This window comes from Christensenella intestinihominis (genome assembly GCF_001678845.1).
In the GTDB taxonomy this organism is placed as follows: domain Bacteria; phylum Bacillota; class Clostridia; order Christensenellales; family Christensenellaceae; genus Christensenella; species Christensenella intestinihominis.
In genome coordinates this window covers 446,489-469,637 of record NZ_MAIQ01000001.1, presented here as the reverse complement: position 1 = coordinate 469,637, position 23,149 = coordinate 446,489, and the positions used below count along the sequence as shown (strand labels likewise).

General features: G+C 50.6%; 20 protein-coding genes. 18 read left to right on the top strand and 2 right to left on the bottom strand.

The genetic code is table 11. The features are described 5' to 3' along the window. Positions 1-71: 71 nt before the first annotated feature. Positions 72-4,325, top strand: coding sequence for a 2-hydroxyacyl-CoA dehydratase (locus tag BBD38_RS02230; RefSeq protein ID WP_066683999.1), 4,254 nt, complete (start codon positions 72-74; stop codon positions 4,323-4,325). Positions 4,326-4,363: 38 nt separating this feature from the next. Here the strand turns inward: BBD38_RS02230 and BBD38_RS02225 are convergent, their stop codons facing one another. Further along, entirely contained in the window at positions 4,364-5,236 is an 873-nt protein-coding gene (locus BBD38_RS02225; protein WP_066683997.1) for a patatin-like phospholipase family protein, read from the bottom strand. An 85-nt stretch (positions 5,237-5,321) separates the two neighbouring features. Between BBD38_RS02225 and BBD38_RS02220 the strand changes: the two genes are divergently transcribed. The 4 genes from BBD38_RS02220 to BBD38_RS02205 all read left to right on the top strand — a co-directional run bounded on the left by BBD38_RS02220 (position 5,322) and on the right by BBD38_RS02205 (position 7,868). Beyond that, complete coding sequence (locus tag BBD38_RS02220) at positions 5,322-6,137, top strand: glycerophosphodiester phosphodiesterase (protein ID WP_066683995.1); 816 nt, start codon at positions 5,322-5,324, stop codon at positions 6,135-6,137. Then, a complete protein-coding gene (locus BBD38_RS02215; RefSeq protein ID WP_066683993.1) occupies positions 6,130-6,366 on the top strand; it encodes a hypothetical protein in 237 nt (78 codons plus the stop codon). Before BBD38_RS02220 ends, BBD38_RS02215 begins: the two co-directional genes overlap by 8 nt. A gap of 49 nt (positions 6,367-6,415) precedes the next feature. After that, on the top strand, positions 6,416-6,982 hold the full coding sequence (locus BBD38_RS02210; protein WP_407919648.1) for a glutathione peroxidase: 567 nt from the start codon (positions 6,416-6,418) through the stop codon (positions 6,980-6,982). A 115-nt stretch (positions 6,983-7,097) separates the two neighbouring features. Then, positions 7,098-7,868 carry a MurR/RpiR family transcriptional regulator gene (locus BBD38_RS02205; RefSeq protein ID WP_066683989.1) on the top strand — a complete coding sequence of 257 codons (771 nt, stop codon included), beginning with the start codon at positions 7,098-7,100 and terminating at the stop codon, positions 7,866-7,868. Between the two features lie 59 nt (positions 7,869-7,927). On the opposite strand, the gene BBD38_RS02200 is transcribed toward BBD38_RS02205, so the two are convergent. Further along, on the bottom strand, positions 7,928-9,601 hold the full coding sequence (locus BBD38_RS02200; RefSeq protein WP_066683987.1) for a formate--tetrahydrofolate ligase: 1,674 nt from the start codon (positions 9,599-9,601) through the stop codon (positions 7,928-7,930). A gap of 85 nt (positions 9,602-9,686) precedes the next feature. Between BBD38_RS02200 and BBD38_RS02195 the strand changes: the two genes are divergently transcribed. The 13 genes from BBD38_RS02195 (at position 9,687) to BBD38_RS02135 (ending at position 23,149) form a co-directional block, all read left to right on the top strand. Then, entirely contained in the window at positions 9,687-10,301 is a 615-nt protein-coding gene (locus BBD38_RS02195; protein ID WP_147568044.1) for a cysteine peptidase family C39 domain-containing protein, read from the top strand. A gap of 135 nt (positions 10,302-10,436) precedes the next feature. Next, a complete protein-coding gene (locus tag BBD38_RS02190; protein WP_066683983.1) occupies positions 10,437-10,913 on the top strand; it encodes a hypothetical protein in 477 nt (158 codons plus the stop codon). Between the two features lie 83 nt (positions 10,914-10,996). Beyond that, positions 10,997-11,548 carry a helix-turn-helix domain-containing protein gene (locus BBD38_RS02185; RefSeq protein WP_066683982.1) on the top strand — a complete coding sequence of 184 codons (552 nt, stop codon included), beginning with the start codon at positions 10,997-10,999 and terminating at the stop codon, positions 11,546-11,548. A gap of 14 nt (positions 11,549-11,562) precedes the next feature. Next, positions 11,563-13,221 (top strand): AMP-binding protein, encoded by a 1,659-nt coding sequence (locus BBD38_RS02180; protein WP_066684240.1) that lies wholly within the window; start codon positions 11,563-11,565, stop codon positions 13,219-13,221. Between the two features lie 24 nt (positions 13,222-13,245). Continuing rightward, a complete protein-coding gene (locus BBD38_RS02175) occupies positions 13,246-14,169 on the top strand; it encodes a hypothetical protein (protein ID WP_066683980.1) in 924 nt (307 codons plus the stop codon). Positions 14,170-14,542: 373 nt separating this feature from the next. After that, a complete protein-coding gene (locus BBD38_RS02170) occupies positions 14,543-14,959 on the top strand; it encodes a secondary thiamine-phosphate synthase enzyme YjbQ (RefSeq protein WP_066683977.1) in 417 nt (138 codons plus the stop codon). Positions 14,960-14,963: 4 nt separating this feature from the next. After that, positions 14,964-15,776, top strand: coding sequence for a lysophospholipid acyltransferase family protein (locus tag BBD38_RS02165; protein ID WP_066683975.1), 813 nt, complete (start codon positions 14,964-14,966; stop codon positions 15,774-15,776). Continuing rightward, positions 15,773-16,645, top strand: coding sequence for a UTP--glucose-1-phosphate uridylyltransferase GalU (gene galU, locus BBD38_RS02160; protein WP_066683974.1), 873 nt, complete (start codon positions 15,773-15,775; stop codon positions 16,643-16,645). Before BBD38_RS02165 ends, galU begins: the two co-directional genes overlap by 4 nt. Then, the gene (locus BBD38_RS02155; protein WP_066683972.1) at positions 16,642-17,880 is read left to right on the top strand and encodes an adenosylhomocysteinase; all 1,239 of its coding nucleotides are present in this window, start codon (positions 16,642-16,644) and stop codon (positions 17,878-17,880) included. Before galU ends, BBD38_RS02155 begins: the two co-directional genes overlap by 4 nt. A 4-nt stretch (positions 17,881-17,884) precedes the next feature. Beyond that, positions 17,885-19,168, top strand: a complete 1,284-nt coding sequence (locus tag BBD38_RS02150) for an amidohydrolase (RefSeq protein WP_066683970.1) — start codon at positions 17,885-17,887, stop codon at positions 19,166-19,168. Positions 19,169-19,179: 11 nt separating this feature from the next. Then, positions 19,180-21,015 (top strand): hypothetical protein, encoded by a 1,836-nt coding sequence (locus BBD38_RS02145; RefSeq protein WP_066683968.1) that lies wholly within the window; start codon positions 19,180-19,182, stop codon positions 21,013-21,015. 64 nt (positions 21,016-21,079) lie between these two features. Beyond that, positions 21,080-22,603: a B12-binding domain-containing radical SAM protein gene (locus tag BBD38_RS02140; protein WP_066683966.1), complete on the top strand. Its 1,524-nt coding sequence runs from the start codon at positions 21,080-21,082 to the stop codon at positions 22,601-22,603. Between the two features lie 78 nt (positions 22,604-22,681). After that, on the top strand, positions 22,682-23,149 hold the full coding sequence (locus tag BBD38_RS02135; RefSeq protein WP_066683963.1) for a CtsR family transcriptional regulator: 468 nt from the start codon (positions 22,682-22,684) through the stop codon (positions 23,147-23,149).

Sequence of the window (23,149 nt, the reverse complement as noted above, 5' to 3'; positions counted from 1 at the left end):
TCCGTTCTTTTTTTGCGTTCTTGTATAGTTCACATATATTTGCTATAATATCTTCTCAGCGGGAGGTAGTTATGGCAGAATACAAATTGGGGCTTGATATTGGCTCTACCACGATCAAAATCGTATTGATCGATGAGAAAGACAATATCTTGTTTGAAAGATATCGGCGTCATTTTTCGGACGTCAGGGGCGAGCTTTTAAATCTGTTCAGGGAAATTGCGCAGGAATGCGGTTCATATACGGTAACCTCGGCCATCACAGGCTCCGGAGGGCTTTCGGTTGCCAAGGTTTTAGGGCTTCCCTTTATACAGGAAGTGGTTGCGGGCGCACGTGCGACACAAAAATATATTCCGCAGGCGGACGTTGTTCTGGAGCTTGGGGGAGAAGACGCAAAAATTACTTATATGAAGCCGTCGCTCGAACAGAGGATGAACGGAACCTGTGCAGGCGGCACGGGGGCTTTTATCGACCAGATGGCAACCCTGCTCAACACAGACCCGATGGGCCTGAATGAGTTTGCAAAGACCTATGATACGATTTACCCGATTGCCGCACGCTGCGGCGTGTTTGCGAAAACAGACGTACAGCCGCTGATTAATGAAGGAGCGGCCAAGGAAGATATTGCCGCCTCCATCTTCCAGTCGGTTGTAAACCAAACCATATCCGGTCTTGCCTGCGGCAGGCCGATTCGTGGAAACGTTGCGTTCCTGGGCGGCCCGCTCCATTATTTAACGGAGCTGCGCAACCGGTTTATCGAGACGTTGAATTTGAAAGACGAGGCGATTATCCATCCGGAAAATTCGCATCTTTTTGTTGCGCTCGGCGCGGCGCTGATGGCGGAAGGCAAGGAGTTCCAAATCAGCGAGCTTCCCGGGATGCTCGAGAATGCGGGCGAAGGGGAGCATGAAACACGGCGGCTGCGCGCTTTGTTTGAAAACCCGGAGGAATACGACGAATTCCAAAAACGGCATGCACAAAAGAATGCGGTGCGTGCGGAACTGAAGGAGGCGGAGGGCGCGTGCTATCTGGGTATGGACGCTGGAAGTACGACGATCAAAGCGGTCCTGATTGACGATCAAAGCAGGCTTCTGTATTCCCACTACCATTCAAACGAGGGGAATCCGCTTGATTCCGCGGTAGAAATTGTACGTGATATTTACGCTAAAATTCCTCAAAATGCCTATATCGCAGGCGCGTGCGTTACAGGCTACGGAGAAGCAATCATAAAAGAAGCGCTGAAACTCGATCTTGGAGAGATTGAGACAATGGCGCATTATAAGGCGGCGGAATTTTTTAACAAGGATGTTGACCTTATCATCGATATCGGCGGGCAGGACATGAAATGCCTGCGGATTAAGAATGGCGTTGTAGATGGAATCATGCTGAATGAAGCGTGTTCCTCGGGATGCGGGAGTTTCCTGCAGACCTTTGCGTTTTCTCTCGGCATACCGATTCAGGAATTTGCGCAGGAGGCGCTTAAGGCGCGGAATCCTGTCGATCTCGGAACACGCTGTACCGTATTCATGAACAGCCGCGTAAAGCAGGCGCAGAAGGAAGGAGCGACGGTGGGGGATATCTCTGCCGGGCTTTCCTATTCGGTTGTAAAGAACGCGCTGTATAAGGTAATCAAGGTCAAGGACCCCCAGGACCTTGGCAAAAATATCGTCGTGCAGGGAGGGACCTTTAAGAACGACGCGATTTTGCGCTCCTTTGAACTGGAGCTCGGGCGGGAAGTCGTCCGGCCGGATATTGCGGAGCTTATGGGCGCGTTCGGCGCGGCGTTGCTTGCAAAAAAGGAAATGAAAGGCAAGCGGTCCGGGATTATATCCAGTGAGGAGCTCGGGCGTTTTACCTATAAGGGAAGCTTCGCGCGGTGCGGAAAGTGCGAGAACAGGTGCATGCTTACGATTACGACCTTTGAGGACGGCCGGAAATTTGTTTCGGGGAACCGCTGCGAAAAGGGAAGCGGCATTGCGCGCAAAAACGACATGCCGAATCTGTTTGATTATAAGCTGAAGCGTGTTTTCGATTACGAATCCCTCAGCGAGGCGGAAGCGCCCAACGGAACGGTGGGAATTCCGCGCGCGCTTAATATTTACGAGAATTATCCGTTTTGGCATACGATGTTTACCAAGCTGGGCTTCCGGGTTGTGCTGTCCGATCCGTCCAGCCATTCCATGTTCCAAAAGGGGATGGAAACGATTTCGTCAGACACTGTTTGCTATCCGGCAAAGCTGATTCACGGGCATATCGAGAACCTGGCCGAAAAAGGTGTAAAACGGATATTTTATCCGTGCGTTCCTTTCGAGCGCAAGGAATTCGACAATACGAACAACCACTATAATTGCCCGATCGTGACCTCGTATCCGGAGGTTATCAAAAACAATATGGACGTTCTCCATGAAAAGGGGATTGAGTTTATTAATTTCTTCGTGGCGCTTGATGAACCGGAGTTCATGCCCCAAAAGATCATGAAGGAATTTGGTAAATACGGAATTACGGAGCAGCAGGCCAAGGAGGCCGCAGAAGCTGCGTACGCCGCTCTTGACGCTTTTAAACAGGATATGCGGGAGCAGGGCGAGAAAACGATCAAATGGCTCGAGGAGACCGGAAATACGGGTATTGTGCTTGCAGGGCGGCCATACCATGTGGACGCGGAAATCAACCACGGAATCCCGTCGCTTATCACGAGCTACGGCCTCGCCGTATTGACGGAGGACAGCGTGGCCCATCTGGGACACCTTGAGCGCCCGATCCGGGTGATGGACCAATGGGCGTTCCATACGCGGCTGTATGAAGCGGCGGCGGCGGTGGGCCGTTATGACTGCCTACAGCTGGTGCAGCTCAATTCATTCGGCTGCGGGCTGGACGCCATTACATCGGACGAGGTGCAGGAAATTATTACGGCGGCGGGAAAGATTTATACGCTGCTTAAAATTGATGAAATCAGCAACCTCGGGGCGGCAAAAATTCGTATCCGTTCCCTGATTGCCGCATTGAAGGAACAGAAGGAAGAACAGGCCGGGAAGCCGAAGCAGGAACGTAAGGACGCCGTATGGCACCGGCGTATTTTCACAAAGGAAATGCGTGAGAAGGGCACCATCGTTTGTCCGCAGATGGCGCCGCTCCAGTTCCAGTTTTTGAAGCAGGCGTTTGATCCTACGGGGTATAATTTTACGGTATTGACCGAGGTAACCAAGGAAGATATCGACGTAGGCCTTAAGTATGTAAACAATGACGCATGCTATCCGACGATTATCGTTGTGGGACAGTTGGTCAATGCATTCTTAACGGGAAAGCTCGACCCGGACAATACGGTCATTATGCTGACGCAGACAGGCGGCGGCTGCCGTGCGTCCAACTATCTGGCGTTTCTGAGGAAAGCGCTGAAAGAGGCGGGTTTCCCGCAGGTGGTGGTGGTGTCGATCAATTTCTCAGGCCTCGAGAAAAACCCCGGGTTCCGCTTTACGGGCGGCCTTGCGATGCGGCTGCTGCTTGCGATTCCGTTGGGTGATTTGCTGCAGAAGCTGTTGCTTGGGACGCGCCCGTATGAAAAAAACAAGGGCGAAACGAACAAACTGTTTGATAAGTGGGTCAAAAAAATACAGGATATTGTGGAGCATACCCGTTATTTTGGCTATCGTAAGGCTGCAAAGCAGATGGTCAGGGATTTTGAGGCGATCGAGCGCACCGGAGAGGTGAAGCCCAAGGTGGGGATTGTGGGGGAAATTCTCGTGAAATATCACCCGGACGCCAACAACCATGCCATCGACGTTATTGAAAACGAGGGCGGCGAAGCGGTGATGCCCGCATTGATGGAGTTTTTCACATACAGTTTATACAGCTGTAAATTTAAGCATGAAGAAATGGGAAAATCCAAGGGCGTTTATAAGGCGGCTATGTTTGGCATCTGGCTGGTCAACTGGTTCCGCAACCCGATCCAGCGGGCGCTTCGGAAGAGCAAATATTACGAGCCCTATCCGGATATCCGCCATTTGGCCGAGCACGCGGAGGAGATGATCTCCTGCGGGAACTGCACGGGCGAGGGATGGTTCCTGACAGCCGAAATGCTGAGCCTGATAGAGGAAGGAACCCCGAATATCATCTGTGTCCAGCCGTTTGCGTGCCTGCCGAACCATGTGGTGGGCAAGGGAATGATCCGCGGGATTCGGAACAAATATCCCCAGGCGAACATCGTGGCCGTGGATTACGATCCGGGCGCCTCGGAAGTGAACCAGCTTAACCGGATCAAGCTGATGATCTACAGCGCATTCGAGAACCTGAAGGCGCAGCAGGCAGACAAGGAAAAGAAAAAAATATCATAATCAAAAACACGGCCGCGCACGGCCGTGTTTTTTCATTATTATTTCAATTCGACATTTTCAAGCCCTCGCAGAAAAGGAAGGAGGCGGTCCTTCATGGCGATGGCGTCGTCGTAGCCGACCTGGTATTGTGCGGATAATTTCCCCGGGTCTTTCTCCATTCTCCCCGCAATGATAGGCTTTGAAGGACGGATAATGAGCGCGTTTCCATCGCGTTCCTGTTGCTTAGTAATTTCGATGCTCTTATTGTAATACCGATACCGGTTGGCAATCGTATGTGCAAATTCTCGGTGGGCGGGATAACGCACATAGGGAAACCAGCTCATCCTGCTCTTTTTGTGCTGGAAACCGGCGCACCGGGTCAGTACAATTATATTTTTGGCGTTGCCCTTTGCAAGGGAATATTCGATGGGAATGGAATCGCTCGCACCGCCGTCCATCAGCTTGTGCCCGTCCACCTTAACAATGGTGGACGCCATCGGGATCGCAGCCGTCGCACAAAGATATTTCATGTCCGCATCATTATCCAGGTCGGAAAGCTGCTTGTAAAAAGGTTTTCCCGTCTCCACATCCGTAGCGACGATTGTAAGCTTTTTTCCGGAATTTTTAAATCCGTTATAATCAAAAGGAATGATGTTTCGCGTTACTTCATAAAATACGTATTTCATTCCAAAAAACGAACCTGTTGTAAAAAAGTTCCAGGCGCTCAGGTATTTTCGGTTGATACAGGTATTATAAATGGTAAGGTTCCGGCCCTTTTGCCCGGAAACATAGGAGATAGCGTTGGCGGCGCCCGCGGAAACGCCTACAATATCTTCCATATGGATGCCCAGGTCCAGGAACGCATCCAGGACGCCCGCCGTGTAAGACCCGCGCATTCCGCCCCCTTCAAGTATTAAGCCTGCTTTTGCCATAAAAATTCACCTCAGTTTTGTATTATAACTTTTTACAAACTAAAAATCAAAAGTATGGTACAATATATCACAAAGGAGTACATTTATGATTGGGGTAATTTTGATACTCGTTTGCGCGGGTATCCTTTTTCTTTATTTTTTTGCAACGGCGGGCTCGCCCGTGCCTTCATGGCTGAAGGATTTCAACTATGCGCACAGGGGGCTGCATTCGGCGACGGCTCCGGAAAATTCCATTCCCGCGTTTGAGCGCGCTGTCCGGGAGGGATATGCAATCGAACTGGATGTGCACCGTTCCAGGGACGGCGTGCTGATGGTGTTCCACGACGACGACCTCGCCCGCATGACGGGAGTCCGGGGCAGGATCGAGGATATGACGCTGGACGAACTGAAAGCGCTCCGCCTTGCCGGAACAGAAGAAGGCATCCCGACCTTTGACGAGGTGCTGGCGGTTGTCAACGGGGAAACGCCCTTACTGATCGAACTGAAAAATACGGGCCGCGCCGGGAAACTGGAGATCAGTCTTTACGAGCGGCTGAGGACTTACGGCGGCCGCTTCGCAATACAGTCGTTTTCACCATATTCCGTTCGCTGGTATTATAAAAATGCGCCGGAAATCCTGCGCGGGCAGTTGTCCGCGACCTTTGAAGAGGGGGCGGAAGCAATTCCCGCATGGCAGCGATGGGGCTTGCGGCATTTAATCACCAATGTGATGTGCCGCCCCAATTTTATTAATTATGAAATGAACGGGGTGCGGCAGCCTGTCGTGAAGCGGCTTCGTAAAAGGGGAATACCCGTATTCGCATGGACGGTGCGGTCGGAAGAAGAGCAAGCTTCCGTACAATCCTATGTCGATTCCCTGGTATTTGAACAATTTGAACCCAAAGGAGAACGGCGTGCGTAATAAAATTTTGTCGGTATTGGTCATCCTATTCGGGGCGCTTTCCTTCCTGATATTTGTTCCGGGCTTCTTCTGGGCCGGCCTGGTCCTGGCAATCGCCGGAGTTATAGTCGGCTCTGCTACGTTAAAGACCCTGCATCTTTTTTCTGTGATCGGGATCGTGCTTTCCCTCATTGCCTGCATCTTCTATATGGCGATGATGGGGAGCGCGGGCGTTTCGATCTTCGGCTGACCCGAAATACTTGTTTCGGCGGCTTACTCCGCCGTTATAAATAAGTAAAATGAAAAATGGGAGTAAGCTCATGAATGTTTATGATTTCAGTGTAAAAAAGATGAACGGGGAAACGCAGGCGCTGCGGGACTACGAGGGAAAGGTTTTGCTTATCGTTAACACGGCAAGCAAATGCGGATTCACCCCCCAATTTGAAGGACTCGAAAAACTATACCAGGCATATAAGGAAAAAGGACTCGTGATCCTTGGGTTCCCGTGTAATCAGTTTGCCGGACAGGACCCGGGCACGAATGAGGAAATCAAGGAATTTTGTTCCCTTAATTATGGAGTGACATTTCCGATGATGGCGAAAATCGACGTCAATGGGAAGGATGCCGATCCGCTTTACAGGTATCTGGAGTCACAAAAAGGATTCGAAGGCTTTGATATGGAGCATCCGATTGGTCCGAAACTCGACGAAATCCTTCGCGGCGAGGATGAGAACTACGCACAAAACAGCGATATCAAGTGGAACTTTACCAAATTCCTGATTGACAGGGACGGCGCCGTCATAGAACGGTTCGAGCCGACCACCACTCCGGAAAAAATAGCTCCCGCGATTGAAAAGCTGCTCTAAAAGCCTGAAACACCGCCTGTGGCGGTGTTTTTTTGTAAATTCGAAAAAAAAGTAGTATTCTCTGCGATTCTAATATAAAATAGGACTATCAACTGTCAGTGAAGAGGGTGGAGCAATGGCGGAAGATTTCTATGACTTTACAAGTACAAAAATAAGCGGTCTTTCCAGTACGGAAAAACAGATTTTTAATTTTGTGGTCAGGAACATGCATGTTGTGAAGGATATGAGCATTCGCGATTTGGCGGCCGCCTGCTTTGTCTCCACGACCACATTATTTCGTTTTGTTAAAAAGCTGGGCTTTTCGGGTTACTCCGAGTTTACGGCAATGATCCGGCTGACGGAGCGGACCTCCAAAAATATTGCGATCCCGAATGTAATCAGCAAGAAGGATTACCAGGAGGATTACCTGAAAAATGTTATCGAGGCGGTAAAGGTAATCAGCAACGACAAGATTGAACTTTTTAACAGGATTATGGACCGGTATCCGGTGGTGTATATCCTTGGCCTGGGGCTCAGCGCCGATGTCGCGCAATATCTGCGGCGGATTCTTACGGTGCTCGGTTATCATGCGGAAACGCCGGTGGAAGAGTACGAGATCAATTCCGTGCTGAAGCGGATCAAACGGGAAGACGTTCTGATGGTGCTCTCTTATTCCGGGAATAACCAGAAACTTGCGCGGTATATCGAGCAAATTGTTACGGTGGCGACGCCAACCATCATATCGATTACGCGGGCGGACAACAATATTATACAAAATATGAGCGATTTGAATTTTTATATGTTTGCGGATGATATTTCAATCGATGGAATAGATATTACATCCCGGTGCGGAATGATCGCGGTGATAGAAACCCTGATGTATAAACGGATTACGGAACGAAAATGATTTATCTTCAAGCAAAAACGGAGCAGCAGCCTGCTCCGTTTTTATTTGAAGACAAAAACCTAAAATAAACCGGCGGTCTCTCCGTTTTCATCCAGCGTAATGTTCATTGCGGCCGGCTTTTTGGGAAGGCCGGGCATACGCATGATCGTTCCGCACAATACGACGATAAAACCTGCGCCCGAACTTAGCGATACGTCGCGGACATCCATCGTAAAATCCTCCGGCGCTCCCAGCTTTTTCGGATCATCCGAAAAGGAATATTGCGTTTTGGCAATACAGACAGGAATGTTTGAATACCCCTGGTCCTCGTACATCCTGATTTTCTGCTTTGCCGTCTTGGAGAAATCGACACGCGCCGCGCCATAGACCCGGGTAGCAATATCGTTTATTTTCTGCATAATTGGCGCGGCGTAATCGTAGGGGTGGCTGGGGGAGGAATGATTCAATATGGAATCCGTAACAGCGTCCGCAAGTTCAAGCGCGCCTTCGCCGCCCTTGGCCCAGACGTCGCACAGGGCAGCCTTTGTTCCCAGCGCTTCCACCTGCTTGCGCACCTCGTCAAGCTCCGCCTGTGTATCGGTTGCAAAATGGTTGATGGCAACGACAACGGGCAGGCCGTAAATATTTTTCAGCGTGTGGAGATGGCGCTGGAGATTAACGATCCCTTTCTGCACGGCGGCTACATTTTCTGTTTCCAACTGGTCTTTTGGAACACCGCCGTGGTATTTCAATGCCCGGACGGTGGCGACAAGGACAACCGCATCCGGCCACAGGTCTGCCGCGCGGCATTTGATGTCAAGGAATTTTTCCGCGCCAAGGTCGGCCCCGAAACCAGCCTCTGTCACAGTATAATCAGCAAGGTGATTTGCCATCCTGGTGGCGATGATGCTGTTGCATCCATGCGCGATATTGGCGAAAGGCCCGCCGTGCATGAGGACCGGAGTATGCTCCAGGGTCTGGACAAGGTTCGGCTTGAGCGCCTCCTTGAGGATCACGGACATTGCGCCGCCCGCGCCGAGGTCTTTTGCGAGCACCGGTTCTCCGTCCAGATTATAGCCGATGGTGATCCGGTCGAGCCGTCTCCTGAGATCATCCGGATCAGAAGCAAGGCACAGCACCGCCATGATCTCGGAAGCGGCCGAAATATCGAAGCCATCCTGGCGGGGAACGCCGTCCGTCCGTTCGCCAAGGCCGCAGATAATATTGCGAAGGGCGCGGTCGTTCATATCCATACAGCGCTTAAAGGTGATGTTTTTCACATCGATGCGCAGTTCGTTTCCGTGGTAAATATGGTTGTCGATCATTGCGCACAGCAAATTATTGGCCGTTGTTACGGCATAAATATCGCCGGTAAAATGCAGGTTAATGTCTTCCATTGGAATTGCCTGTGCATATCCGCCGCCCGTTGCCCCGCCCTTGATGCCGAATACCGGGCCGAGGGAAGGCTCGCGCAGGGCAAGACAGGTTTTCCGCCCCCTGCGGGAAAGCGCGTCGGCAAGGCCGATGGAAACGGTGGTTTTTCCTTCGCCCGCCGGAGTTGGATTGATGGCGGTCACGAGAATCAACCGGCCGGGCTTACCGGCCTTTTCCAGCTGTTTCAGGTAGGAAAGCTGCACCTTTGCAATATCTTTTCCATAAGGAATCAGCACATCGCCGGGAATAGAAAGCTTTTCTGCAATCTTCGTAATGGGTTCGGCCGTTACGGAGTTCGCGATTTTCAAATCATTATTCATAGATGTCACCCCTGTGATAATTTGGCTATTGCTTCTATTTTCGTTCATCTGCATATGTTTGTCAATGTGTGTTATAATAATAGGCATGGAACAGGAACTGGAATTTTTTAAAATTGACGATACCTATTATGGGGGAGACCAAAACTGGCACACTCACCACATGATGAAGCTTGGCGGCTGCTCGGCCGTATGTGCGTGCGAACAATGCATTGTACTGGCGCGGTCATTCCCGTCGCTGGCCAAGCTGTACCCGTACGATCCGCTTCACGTGACGAAAGAAGATTTCCTGAAGTTTTTTGAGCTGATGTTCCGCTATATTTACCCGGGGATCGGCGGCCTCACCAGCATTGACAAATTTGAACGGATGTTCCTGCGGTATGCGCAGTATGCGGGAGTGGAACTTGCGTTTGAAAAGCTTGACGGGCATGCCGGGGCGTTACAGGCGGAAGAATTTGTCAGGCGTGCAATCGGGGACGGAGTTCCCGTGATGTACCTGATGCTGAAGCATGCCGATATTGCGTTCGACGAATATGAATGGCATTGGTTCAACCTGACGGGCTATAAAACGTGCGGCAGGAAAATGGAAACCACCTTTGCGACATGGGGAAGGAAGTGCTCGTTTGATTTCGCCGCGGCGTGGGATACCGGGAAGTTTTGGCGGGGCGGAATGCTGCGGGTTGCGAAGAGGTGCCTGAAGTAGCCGCGAATGTTGGGGCTTTGGGCGGAAGTAAGCAGGAAAGCACTTTACATCCGGGTAGGTTTTTAATATACTTATAAAATACGGACTTATGGCCTGACATAAGACGTGATTGGCGAAAGGGGCATTTCAAAGGGCATGAAGAGGAAATTGATCGTATTACTTGCCATCGTGATTGCGGCGGTGGCTGTTTTGGCAGGATGCGGCGGCGCACAGGAGATCAAGCGGCCGGAGTCGGATGGAACGACCTTCACGGTGACGGGGTCCTGTACGGCGGAGCTTTCCGACGGAAAGCTGGTCGTTTCCGGGGAAACCAACCTGATGGACGGCATGAACGGCATCATCAGTGTTCTGAATTCCGACGGCACGCGGATTGAACAACAGAAGATAACCAAGGAAGGGGACAACCTGAAGGCGGAATTTACCGTGACGGAGGATTGGCCGGAAACGGTTTATGGGTTCATAATGTTTGATACTTCCAAATCCGACGGCCAGCCGGACGAAGTGAAGCAGGCGTACGGGAAAAAATTCCAGAACCTCGTGGGGGACGACCTGATTTGGGACAAAAACGGAATTATTGTCGTATTCCAAAGCGAAGCGGTAAAGATAAAATAACGGGCTGCACGGCGGCTGGGATGACGCCTGCGATTCATGAGAGGCGGGCGTTGCTTTCCTTGTGGGGATAGGAGCTGGAAACAATGAATGAAATTAAAGAAATAGCGCAGAGAATCAGCGTTTTGCGTGAGATCGAAGAGATCGGCATTGAAGAAATGGCGCAGCTTACCGGAAAAACCGTAGAGGAATATAAGGAATATGAAGCCGGCGGGAAGGATTTTTCTTTCAGTTTTTTATATACGCTGGCGAACCGTTTCGGGGTTGATATTACGGAGCTTCTGACGGGCGATAATGCCAAGCTGAAAACCTTCACCCTGGTAAGGAAGGGCGAGGGGCTTAAGATGGAGCGCCGCAAAGCCTATAAATACCAGCATCTCGCGCCGATCTTCAAGAACCGGGCCATGGAACCGTTCCTCGTAACGGTGGAGCCGAAGGATACGGATGCCGTCAAAAAGAATGCGCATGAAGGCCAGGAGCTCAACTATGTCGTGGAAGGAAGTATGACGATTTTTATTCATGACGCAGAGATACGCTTAAATGAAGGGGATACCGTATATTTTGATGCGTCAACGCCTCATGCGATGCGTGCGGAAGACGGAAAGCCCTGCAAATTTTTGGCGATTATTTCAAAGTGAGGACGGACATGAGGATATACGAGAAATTCAGCACGACAGGCTTTACAAGCTATGAGGATTTTGCGGAAAATTTTAAAACATTTGTACCGGAAAATTTCAATTTCGGGTTTGACGTAGTAGACGAGCTGGCGAAGGAAAAGCCGGAAAAGCGTGCGCTGCTGTGGACCAACGATGCGGACGAGGAAAAAACGCTTACCTTTGACGACATCAGCAAACTGTCGGGCCAGGCGGCAAACTTTTTTAAAGGCGCCGGGATTAAAAAGGGCGATAAGGTCATGCTGATCCTGAAACGCCACTATGAATTCTGGATTGCTGTTATCGGCCTGCATAAGCTGGGGGCGATTGCCATTCCAGCGACCCATCTCCTGACGAAAAAGGATATTGTTTACCGCAATAATGCCGCGGACGTCAAGATGATCGTCTGCACCAAGGACGGGGAATTAAAGGAGCATGTGGAAGATTCGGAAGCGGAATCACCCACGCTTGAAACGAAAGTTATTGTAGGGGAAAAAAGGGAAGGCTGGCTTGAGTTCTGGACGGAAATGGAAAAGTACGGACCGGATTTTCCGCGCCCGCAGGGAGAGGAAGCGACGCATAATGACGACATAATGCTGCTGTATTTCACCTCGGGAACCACTGGAATGCCCAAGATGGTGGCGCATAATTTTGTGTATCCGCTGGGGCATATTGTAACGGCTGTGTATTGGCACAATGCCGATCCCGAAGGGCTGCACCTCACGGTGGCGGATACGGGCTGGGCGAAGAGCGCATGGGGTAAGCTCTATGGCCAGTGGCTGGCGGAAACGTGCATTTTTGTCTATGACATGGATAAATTTGTCCCGGATAAGCTTTTGAAAAAGATTGAAAAGTACAAGGTGACGACCTTCTGCGCGCCTCCGACGATTTACCGCTATTTTATCAAGGAAGACCTCAGCAAGTACGATCTTTCTTCACTGAAATATGCAACAATTGCGGGGGAACCGCTGAATCCGGAGGTTTATTATCAATTTTTGGAAGCGACGGGGCTGAAACTGATGGAGATTTACGGCCAGACGGAGCTCACCGTAACGATCGGCAACTTTATCTGGATGGAGCCGCGGCCGGGCTCCATGGGAAAGCCGAACGCCATGTATGACCTTGATATCGTGGATGAGAACGGCGATTCCTGTGCGCCGGGGGAGACCGGGGAAATTGTGGTTTATACGGACAAGGAAGTTCCTACGGGGATGTTCATGGGATATTACCGTGACGACGAGCGTACGCAAAGCGTATGGAATTACGGCGTATATCATACGGGGGACGTCGCGTGGAAGGATGAGGACGGCTATTTCTGGTATGTTGGACGGGCGGACGATGTGATTAAATCTTCGGGATACCGCATCGGGCCGTTTGAAGTGGAAAGCGCCCTGATGGAGCATCCGGCTGTCCTTGAAACGGCAATTACGGGTGTTCCGCACCCGGAACGCGGGCAGATTGTAAAGGCCACGATCGTTCTCGCAGACGGCTATGAACCCACGGACGAGCTGAAAAAAGAGCTGCAGGATCATGTGAAAAAGACGACGGCGCCGTATAAATATCCGCGTGAAATTGAATTTGTAAAGGGACTGCCGAAGACCATCAGCGGGAAAATCCGCAGGGTGGAGCTTCGTGAAAAGGATCAGAAAAAGAAATAAGGTATTTCAGGAAAGGGAAAAGAAATGGAAGCGAAAACAAATCAAACAAAAAAAGCACCATTTATCATTTTAGCAATTATTATACTCGTAATATGCGCGGCCTATTTTGTAGGCTTTGGCGGCTATCTCAACGATGCGGCGGCAGCCTCCGGGTTGTCTCTGAATTTCCAGATGGTACTTTACTATCTGTACCTGTACGGCGGCATGATGGTTGCCTGCATTGCCGTACTGATGATTGTGGTCATGGCCCTGAAGAACAAGCGGGAGTTTTTTGCGAAACTGTTTGCATGGGGCACGCTGCTTCTTGCCATGCTCGGGAGCGCCGGATTTTTTGGAAACCTGGCGCAGCTTTCGAGCTTTACGTCCGCGGACCAGGGAATTGCATATTTTGCCACCTATGTGCCGTATGTGGCGCTTGTAGTGGCTTCGGTTGCCCTGATTGTACAGTGGGACGACAGCACCCGTAAAAAAGTGAACAAAATCTCGCTGGTATGCACGCTGGTTTCTATCGTGATGACGATCCTGCTGATCTCGAATGTCATGGCACAGATGAAATCGATGCTGGATATGCTGGGCACGATGCAGACGGTATATGTTTACCAGTATATCTTTATGATTGCGACCGCGCTCGTGTGCACGCTTATGTGCGCATTCTATTTCTACGTGACGCTCAGCCGCAGGAAGTTTGACTGCCACATGATCGGCATGACGGATGAAGAGGCGGAAATCGTAGAGCGCATTGAAGCACGCGTAGATGAAATTGCGGACGAAGTGGAAGAATTGGCCACGGAAGGGGAAGCGATCATCGAAGCGGAAAAGCAAATCGACGAAAAAACCAACGGACAGGTTCAGGAAGCGGCAGGAGAGGCGGAGAAAACGCCGGAAGCCGCAGAGACGGTAATTGTGGAAACCGAGGTTGTTATTGAGGAAGATACCGAGGGAAAATAAGTATAAACAGCGGTATATGCAACAGACGCCCGTGGGCAGGCCCATGGGCGTTTTTTCTGTTGCTTTAGCGAGATAAATCCCCCGGCTATGCCGGGGGTGAGAGTGTCCTTTGCTTTAGCTGTAAGACCTTTGCCTGTCGTGTTAATAAGGAAAGAGAGAAAGAACACTAAAGCCATAGGGGAACGGCTTTGCCGTTTCAACGGCGGCAGTGCAGTTAAGCATAAGGCAGAATATTCAATGCGCCATCAGGCGCGGCTAGCAAAAGACCCTTATAGGGTCAGTGCAAGCCACCAGCTAAGCTGGTGGTCTTGACTTGGAAATACAGGCGCGCTATGGTATAATATAATATCTGTAGAGGCAGGAGGGAAAGCAAATGAAAAGTTATCGTGAAGTGCTGGAATTTGAAGTTCCCCAGCGCAGGCAGTTCCTGAATATTACACCCCAGGTGGAAAAAGCGCTCGGGATGAGCGGCATACAGGAGGGATTATGCCTTGTGAATGCCATGAATATAACGGCAAGCGTTTTTATTAATGACGATGAAAGCGGCCTGCATGCCGATTTTGAAAAATGGCTGGAACGCCTTGCGCCGGAAAAACCATACAGCCAATATGCCCATAACGGTTATGAAGACAACGCGGACGCCCATATGAAGCGCACAGTGATGGGGCGCGAGGTTGTTGTGGCGGTCACAGGCGGGCGCCTTGATTTCGGCACATGGGAACAAATTTTTTACGGGGAATTTGACGGAAAGCGCAAAAAGCGCGTGCTTATTAAGATAATAGGAGAATGACCTCTTGAAACCAACGGAAGAAGAGCTTCAAAAGCCGGAGGATGGCGAACAAAAACCCGAACTGGAAAAGCTGCGGGAAAGGGATAAAGCGCGCAGGAAAGGTCCGGCGGAACGCATGTGGGCGCCGATCAAGCTGCACCTTGACGAAGATTACCAGTATGTGACGAAAAACTGGGGATTGCGTTTTTTATATTATTTTGCAATGTTCGTGGGGATGCCCTTCGGGTACCTGTTTTTTAAGATTCGCTGGGGTTTTGGCGTAATTAACAAAAAGAACGCCAAGCTCGTTAAAAAGACAGCGGCAATTACGGTGGCAAACCATGTGCATAATATGGATTCGCCGATGCTTACCTATGTGTTTTATCCGAGTGCGCCTTATTTTGTGGCGTTGAAGCATAATTTTGAAGCGTTCATTATCGGTGGGCTTGTACGCGTGCTGCGCGGGGTTCCGCTGCCTTCTGATTTGAAAAATTTCGAACATTTTTCCGAACAGATGAATGACGTGCTCCAGCATACGACACGCAAGGTGCATATGTATCCGGAAGGGGAGATTGCGCCGTATTCAAGGGAATTGCGGAAGTTTAAGAACGGCGCGTTCCATTTTGCGGTAAAAAATAATGTTCCGGTGCTTCCGATGGTGTTTGTTTTTCCCAAACCCAAAAAGGTGAAATTGATTGTGGGAAAACCGGTGTATTTAAAAGACGTCCCGGGCGCGGAGGGCCTCAAGCAACCAAAACAGACGGTTCTGATGTGCCGGTATGTAAAAGAAAAAATGCAGGAAATGCTGGATGAATATTACGGAGGACTCGAAAAATGAAAATCAGGAAAGTGGTTATTCCCGCGGCAGGGCTCGGGACGCGTTTTTTGCCGGCGACAAAGGCCCAGCCAAAGGAAATGCTTCCGATTGTAGATAAGCCGACCATTCAATATATTGTCGAAGAAGCGGTCGCAAGCGGGATTGAGAGTGTTGTAATCATCACGGGCAGGAGTAAACGGGCGATCGAGGACCATTTCGATAAATCCATCGAGCTTGAACTTGAATTGACAAAAAAGAATAAGTGCGAGCTCCTGCAGCTTGTGGAAGATATTGCCAGCATGGTAAATGTGATGTATGTGCGCCAGAAGGAGCCGCTTGGGCTTGGACATGCAATCCTTACCGCGAAAGATTTTATTGGGAACGAACCCTTTGGGGTCATTTTAGGGGACGATGTGGTGAAGGGCGATAAACCTGCGCTTGGGCAGCTGATGGATGCTTATGGAAAGTGCGGCTCCACTGTGCTCGGCGTCCAGCGGGTCGACATCAAAGATACCGATAAATACGGCGTGATTGCCACGGACGAGCCGGACGGGAGGCTGCACAAGGTTTCCGACCTTGTTGAAAAACCGGGCCCGGAAAATGCGCCGTCCGACATTGCAATCCTGGGACGTTATGTGCTTACCCCGGGAATTTTTGAGGCGATTGAAAATACGCCGCCCGGAAAAGGAGGCGAAATCCAGCTTACGGATGCAATCAGGAGATTACAGGAAACGGAAGCGGTTTATGCCTATGAGTTTGAAGGGAAACGCTATGATGTGGGCGATAAGCTTGGGTTCCTGAAGGCGACCTGCGAGTTTGCACTCGACAGGGACGACCTCAGGGAAGATTTTGCACGCTATTTGAAACAATTGGCAGGAGAAATAAAATGAGCGATATCAGGGATATCAGGCTTGCTCCTTCGGGCAGGCAAAAAATCGAATGGGTTAAGCGGTATATGCCCGTTTTAAAAAGCTTTGAAGAGGAATTTGCGCCGCAAAAGCCTTTTGACGGCTATCGGATGTGCGTATGCTGCCATCTTGAAGCCAAAACGGCGTACCTGATCCAGGTGATCCAGGCATGCGGCGCGCAGGTAGCGGCGTGTGCGTCCAATCCGCTTTCTACACAGGACGATGTGGTTGCGGCCCTTGCCGAAGGGGGCGCGGACGTGTATGCGATTCATGGAGAGACGATGGAACAGTATGAATCGCATATCAGGAGCGCGCTTAAAACAAAACCGAACCTGATCGTGGACGACGGCGGCGACGTGATTACCATGCTGCATAAGGAATTCCCCGGACTTCTGGAAAATGTAATCGGCGCGAGCGAGGAGACGACGACGGGCGTGCTGCGCCTCAAGGCGATGGAAAAAGCAGGGGAGTTGAAAATTCCCGTGATTCCCGTCAATGACGCGCAATGCAAGTATATGTTTGACAACCGCTATGGAACGGGCCAGTCCGTATGGGATGGGATCATGCGCACGACGAATCTGATTGTCGCCGGGAAACGCGTGGTGGTCGCGGGATATGGCTGGTGCGGAAAAGGCGTCGCAAAACGTGCGGCTGCGTTGGGGGCGCGGGTAATCGTAACGGAGGTAGACCATATCAAAGCGACGGAAGCCCTGATGGACGGGTTTGATGTGATGAGTATGAACGATGCGGCGGCGCTTGGAGACATTTTTATTACCGTAACAGGCTGTGAGGATGTTATTACAGGCCGCCACTTTGACAAGATGAAGGATGGCGTGCTTCTCGCGAATGCCGGGCATTTCGACTGCGAGGTAAAGGTTTCCGAACTTGCGGAAATGAGTGAAAAAGTTGTTGAGATGAGGAATAACGTGGAAGGCTACGTGCAAAAAGACGGAAGGGTGCTGAATGTGATTGCGGGAGGCCGCCTGGTGAACCTGGCGTCCGGCGACGGGCATCCGGCGGAGATTATGGATATGAGCTTTGCGCTGCAATTTCTCGCACAGAAATATATCCGGGAGAACCACGCTTCCATGAAGCCGGGACTGATGAACCTGCCCCGTGATATTGATTACAGCGTAGCCGTAAGGAAGCTGGAAGCGATGGGCGGCGCGGTAGACGTACTAACACCGGAGCAGCACAAATATTTGTATGGAGACTGAAATTATGATAGAAATACGCCATGCGGCGCTGATTACCAATAATGACCGGGATGAAGTGATCCGGGATGCGACAATACAGATTAAGGACGGAAAAATTGCCTATGCCGGGCCGGGAAAGACTGCGCCCGCATTTTCCGCGGAGCGCGTAATCGACGCGCACGGGAATATCGTAATGCCGGGTTTTGTCAATATGCATACCCACGTTCCGATGAACCTCTTCCGTTCCTATGCGGATGACCTTGACCTTATGTCCTGGCTGAACACGCGGATTTTTCCCGCCGAGGACAAGCTTACGGAGGAAAGCGCTTATTGGGCCAGTATGGCCGCGATGTGCGAACTTGCCGCCGCAGGGACGGTTGCTTTCAACGAGATGTATTTCTTTATCGATTCCATTGCAAAGGCCGCGCAGGAAAGCGGGCTGCACGGAATTCTTTCCCGCGCGGTGGTAACGCCGGCGCCCGGCGTCGGGGAACGGATGCTTGCAGAAAGCAGGGAGCTGTTTGAAAAATATAACGGCAGGGGACGGCTGAAGGTATTCCTATCGCCTCACGCCCAATATACGGTCAATACCGAAATGCTTGGGGAAATTGCGCAGGCGGCGGCGGAACTTGGCACCGGCGTGCATATGCATGTGTCCGAAACGCGCGGCGAACATGAAACCTGCATCAAAGAACAGGGCATGACGCCGGTTGAGCTTTGCAAAAAAGTGGGCTTGCTCGACGTGCCGTTTTATGCCGCGCATTGCGTATGGGTGAGCGAGCATGATATGGAATTGATGGCGGAACACGGCGTGACCGTGCTTTCATGCCCGAAAAGCAACCTGAAGCTGGCGAGCGGGATAGCGCCGCTGGAAAAAATGGCGCGGAAAGGCGTTCGGGTGACGCTTGGAACCGATGGCGCCGCTTCCAACAACAAGCTTTCCATGTGGGAGGAAATGACCTATGCTTCCTTCCTGCAAAAAGGTACAACCTATGATCCGAAGGCCATGCCCGCCGCCCAAACACTGAAGCTTGCGACGCGCTATGGCGCGGAAGCGCTGGGGCTCGGCGGCGGGATAGTTGAAGCTGGAAAAGATGCCGATATTATCATGGTAAATACGGAGGGAATCCGGTATGCGCCGGATTATGACGATATTTCCCTGATTGTATATGCGGGCAGCGACGCGGATGTGTGCATGACCATGGTCGGCGGGGATATTATCTATGAAAACGGGAAATTTGCATTCGCGGACCTTGGAGAAGTAAGGGCAAGGCTCGCGGAATACGCAGAAATAATGAAAAAGATTTAAAGGTACAAATTATGCGGAAAAAATTCAGCGTTATCCTGGTTTTAGTCCTGGCGGCGGTCCTGCTGCTGGTTTCCTGTGCGCAGGAGGGGGTCCCTTCCATACCGGATGAGGAAGAAAAGCAGGTGAAAGGGATTGTTACGGGCGGAGACGCCTCGCTTGGAGACGCCGTAAATTTGAAAGATATTAATGTGGAACAGCAGGGAGAAAATACGGTTATCACAATGTATTTCCTGAACGGTTCGCGTGTTGCGGGCGAAAGCGAATCCAAAATATCTGCGGTTCCGGAGTACAGCGTGCAAATGCTTTCCGCGCCGTTTCGGATGCAGGTCGACCTTTCCGTGAGTTATTGGGATTATGCCGAAAATAATGAAACCTATAATAACAGCGTATTGTATGGGGTGTTCAGCACGATCCATTCGGGAAGCCAGGGCAAAATTTCCGTGTTTTTCCAGTTGAACGAGAATGTAGAAGCGACAGTGAAGGAAGACAGCGACAAGCTTGTTATTACCCTTGCGCCCGAGCCGCGGACGGGTCAGGAGGCTTATTTCGTAGGGCTGAACGCTTATGAAGCCTATGAACAGAATCTGATCCCGGAAGATACGGGCCTTACCCCCACAATGTGCGACGGCCTTGCCGATATTATGCTGATTTCCGCACCGCTTAAGGATGAAGCTTCCGCGAAAAAGCTTGCGGAGGAAATCGGCCTTAAAATTGCCAATGCGGTGCCGGCCAAAAAGGCGTATTCGTTTACAATGGACACAAATGCCCTGCCGCCCTATAACAAGGATGCGGATACGGAGTCTGTCAAGGAAGAACCCGTTGTGATGAAGGATGGAACGCCAAGCGCGCTGCCGGTCCTGGTTGAGAACGGACGTTATCTTTGCACAACCGGCCAGGGAAATATTATCTACGCGCGTTCCTATGTCCCGAACAGCGGGGAGGACGTGGAACAGGTGCTGAAAGAAAAGCTGTGGATGATCGAAACCAACGGCAAAAAGACACAGCTTGAGCTCCCGGATTTTTACAGCGTAGAAAAAGCGGCGGTGTCGGCTGACGGCAGGTATATTGGCATCCTGGATTCCGGAATTGAAAACAAAGTACTGTATGTTTATGACATGCAGGATAATATTTTGCATAACCTTGGCGAGGAAGGACTGGGTACGATTACAACCTCCTTCGCATGGGATGCGGAAAAACCCGTTGTTTATGCGATGTCCGGGCTGGGAACGTCGCAGGGGGCAAATGCGCTCCAGCTTGTGAAATATGATTTTTCAAAAGAAGCGGGCAGCCGCGTAGACGCGATCGGCGGGGAAATGCCCGGCGCGGACAGCAAGATTACGCTGGTCGGCGGGAAAATTTATTTTGTGGATAAAGGCACGCAGGAAATATATTCGGTAGATATCGCTACGGAAAGCCGGGAAGTGGTGGCGCAGGGCATCGATTTTGCGGTGGCGCCTGACGGAAACAATATTGCGGCGGTCGTTCCGGTTGTGGAAGAAGGGGAAGGCAGCGAAGACGTAACGTTTAATATCGTAATCACAAACCTTTCCACCAAAGAACAGACAGAGGTGATTCAGGGAATCGGGGAAGGCGAAAGCCCCAGTCTTGGCTTCGACGCCGGCAGTGATATCCTCTATTTTACGATGTATTCCTATGAGGGCGCGACGCCGGAATACCAGGTTGCGATTTTGAAATATACGATTTCAACCGCCGAGCTGTCCTTGCTTGAATATTCGAAGACAGAGCGGATTATGCCGGGCCTGAATGCGGGAGAGATTTATATCATCAATTACTATAGCCAGAATGAAGACAGCTTTTATGTGACCTATGTCCAGACCGAAAAGTAAATGGAAAAGCCGCGAAATTTTGTTTCTCCCGCAGGGAAGGGCATAACGGGCGGCTTTTTTTATTATGCCGGTTAAACAGGATATGGAAATAAATTGGAGGAAAAAGATGAGAGCGCTCCTGGTCGCCGTAAATTCGAGTTATGTGCATACCAATCCGGCAGTTCGATCCCTTTCGGCGGCAAGCGCCGTGCCCTTTATGGAATTTAATATCAACCAGGACAGCCACGACATTTTACGCAGCATCCTTTCATATCAAGCGGAGATTGTCGCCTTTTCCTGCTACATTTGGAATATAGGGCATGTGCTCCGTATTGCGGAAGACCTTAAAAAGTCCCGCCCCGGAGTGATTGTGATCATGGGAGGGCCGGAAGCTTCCTTTTGCGCGGAAGATATGCTGGAAAGCCGGTATGCAGACTACGTGGTGTGCGGTGAAGCGGAGGAAAGCCTGAAAGAACTGCTCGGCGGGATCGAACGGGGGAACGCCGGCAATATACGGGGAGTGCTGTATCGGGAGGCCGGCCAGCTTGCCGGAAATGGGGAATACCGGCTTGTAAATAATATGCAGTTGCTGCCCGGCCCGTTTTCGGCGGGGGACCGGTATGACGGGAACAAAATTTATTATTACGAGTCGTCCCGGGGCTGCCCGTTTTCCTGCGCCTATTGTATGTCCGGAAGCCTGGGAGGGACCGTGCGCGAAAAACCGCTTGACCAGGTTAAACGTGAAATCAACGAGTTTGTGGAGCGGGATGTAAAGCTTGTTAAGTTCACGGACCGTACCTTTAACGCAAACCGGGCGCGGGCCAGGGAGATCGTACGGTTTGTCCTGAAGAAAACGGGAAATACATGTTTCCATTTTGAAGTCGCCCTGGACCTGATGGATGAAGAGATGCTTTCCCTGCTGCGCTGTGCGCCGGAAGGAAAAATCCAGCTTGAGGCAGGAGTACAGACAACAAATACACGTACGCTTGAGGCGGTTATGCGCCGGATGGACCTGGAAAAACTAAAAAGGAATGCACGCGCGATTCTGGAGCAGGGAAATATCCATCTTCATCTTGATTTGATTGCGGGGCTGCCTTATGAAGGCCTAAACAGTTTCAGGACTTCATTCAACGATATATATGAACTTTATCCGGATGCGCTGCAGCTTGGCTTTTTAAAGCTGCTTCCGGGAACCGGCCTGCGGCGGAAGGCGGAAAAATACGGGATTATTTACAGGAGTTATGCACCCTACGAAGTCATTCGCACGAATGATATTTCGGCGGAAGAATTGCTGTTTTTAAAGGGTGTCGAAGGCCTCCTGAACCGATATTACAATACGGGCAGGGCAAGGCATGGCCTCGATTACCTGACAAAAAATCAAATTTTGGAACCGTTTGAGCTTTACGAACGCCTGTACGCTTTTTGCGAGCAGGAAGACTATGCATCGCGCCCGTTAAGCGCGAAAAATCAGTTTGTCGCCTTGATTGAATATGCGAAAAAATATTTAACGGCGACCGTGCAGGAAGCATTTTTTGCAGCCCTGCGAAAAGATTATGACCAAACGAAAATCAAAGGTCAAATTCCCGAAGAATTATCAAAAATTATTTGAAAAAACTGTTTACTTCAATTTGTTTTCGGTTATAATTAAAATGAAGGTCAAAGAAAGTCAAAGATAGGAGGCCGAGGGATGTCGATTTTAAGCGACCATATTGAAGATTTCATCAAGGACATGATGACGGAAGCGGACGGCATGGCGGAGCTTCAGCGAAATGAACTGGCCCAGAAATTCAATTGTGCGCCATCGCAAATCAATTATGTGCTGACGACAAGGTTTTCCCCAAACCGGGGATATATCACCCAATCCCGAAGGGGCGGGGGCGGATATATCCGGGTGATACGTTTGAACATTGATAAATGTGATTATGTTTCACAGGTGATCGAGCAAAACCTGAAGCATGGAATCAATATGCGGCAGGCGGCAGAGTTGATTGAAGGACTTGTACAGACCGGTTTCATTGGAAACGGAATGAAAAATGTGCTGCTTGCGGCGATTTCAGACAGGGCGCTTCTTGCCGCGCCGGAACAAAGGGATGAACTGAGGAGTTCGATCTTAAGAGAGATTTTGACTTCTGTTCTATTAAAGGAGGACGAATAA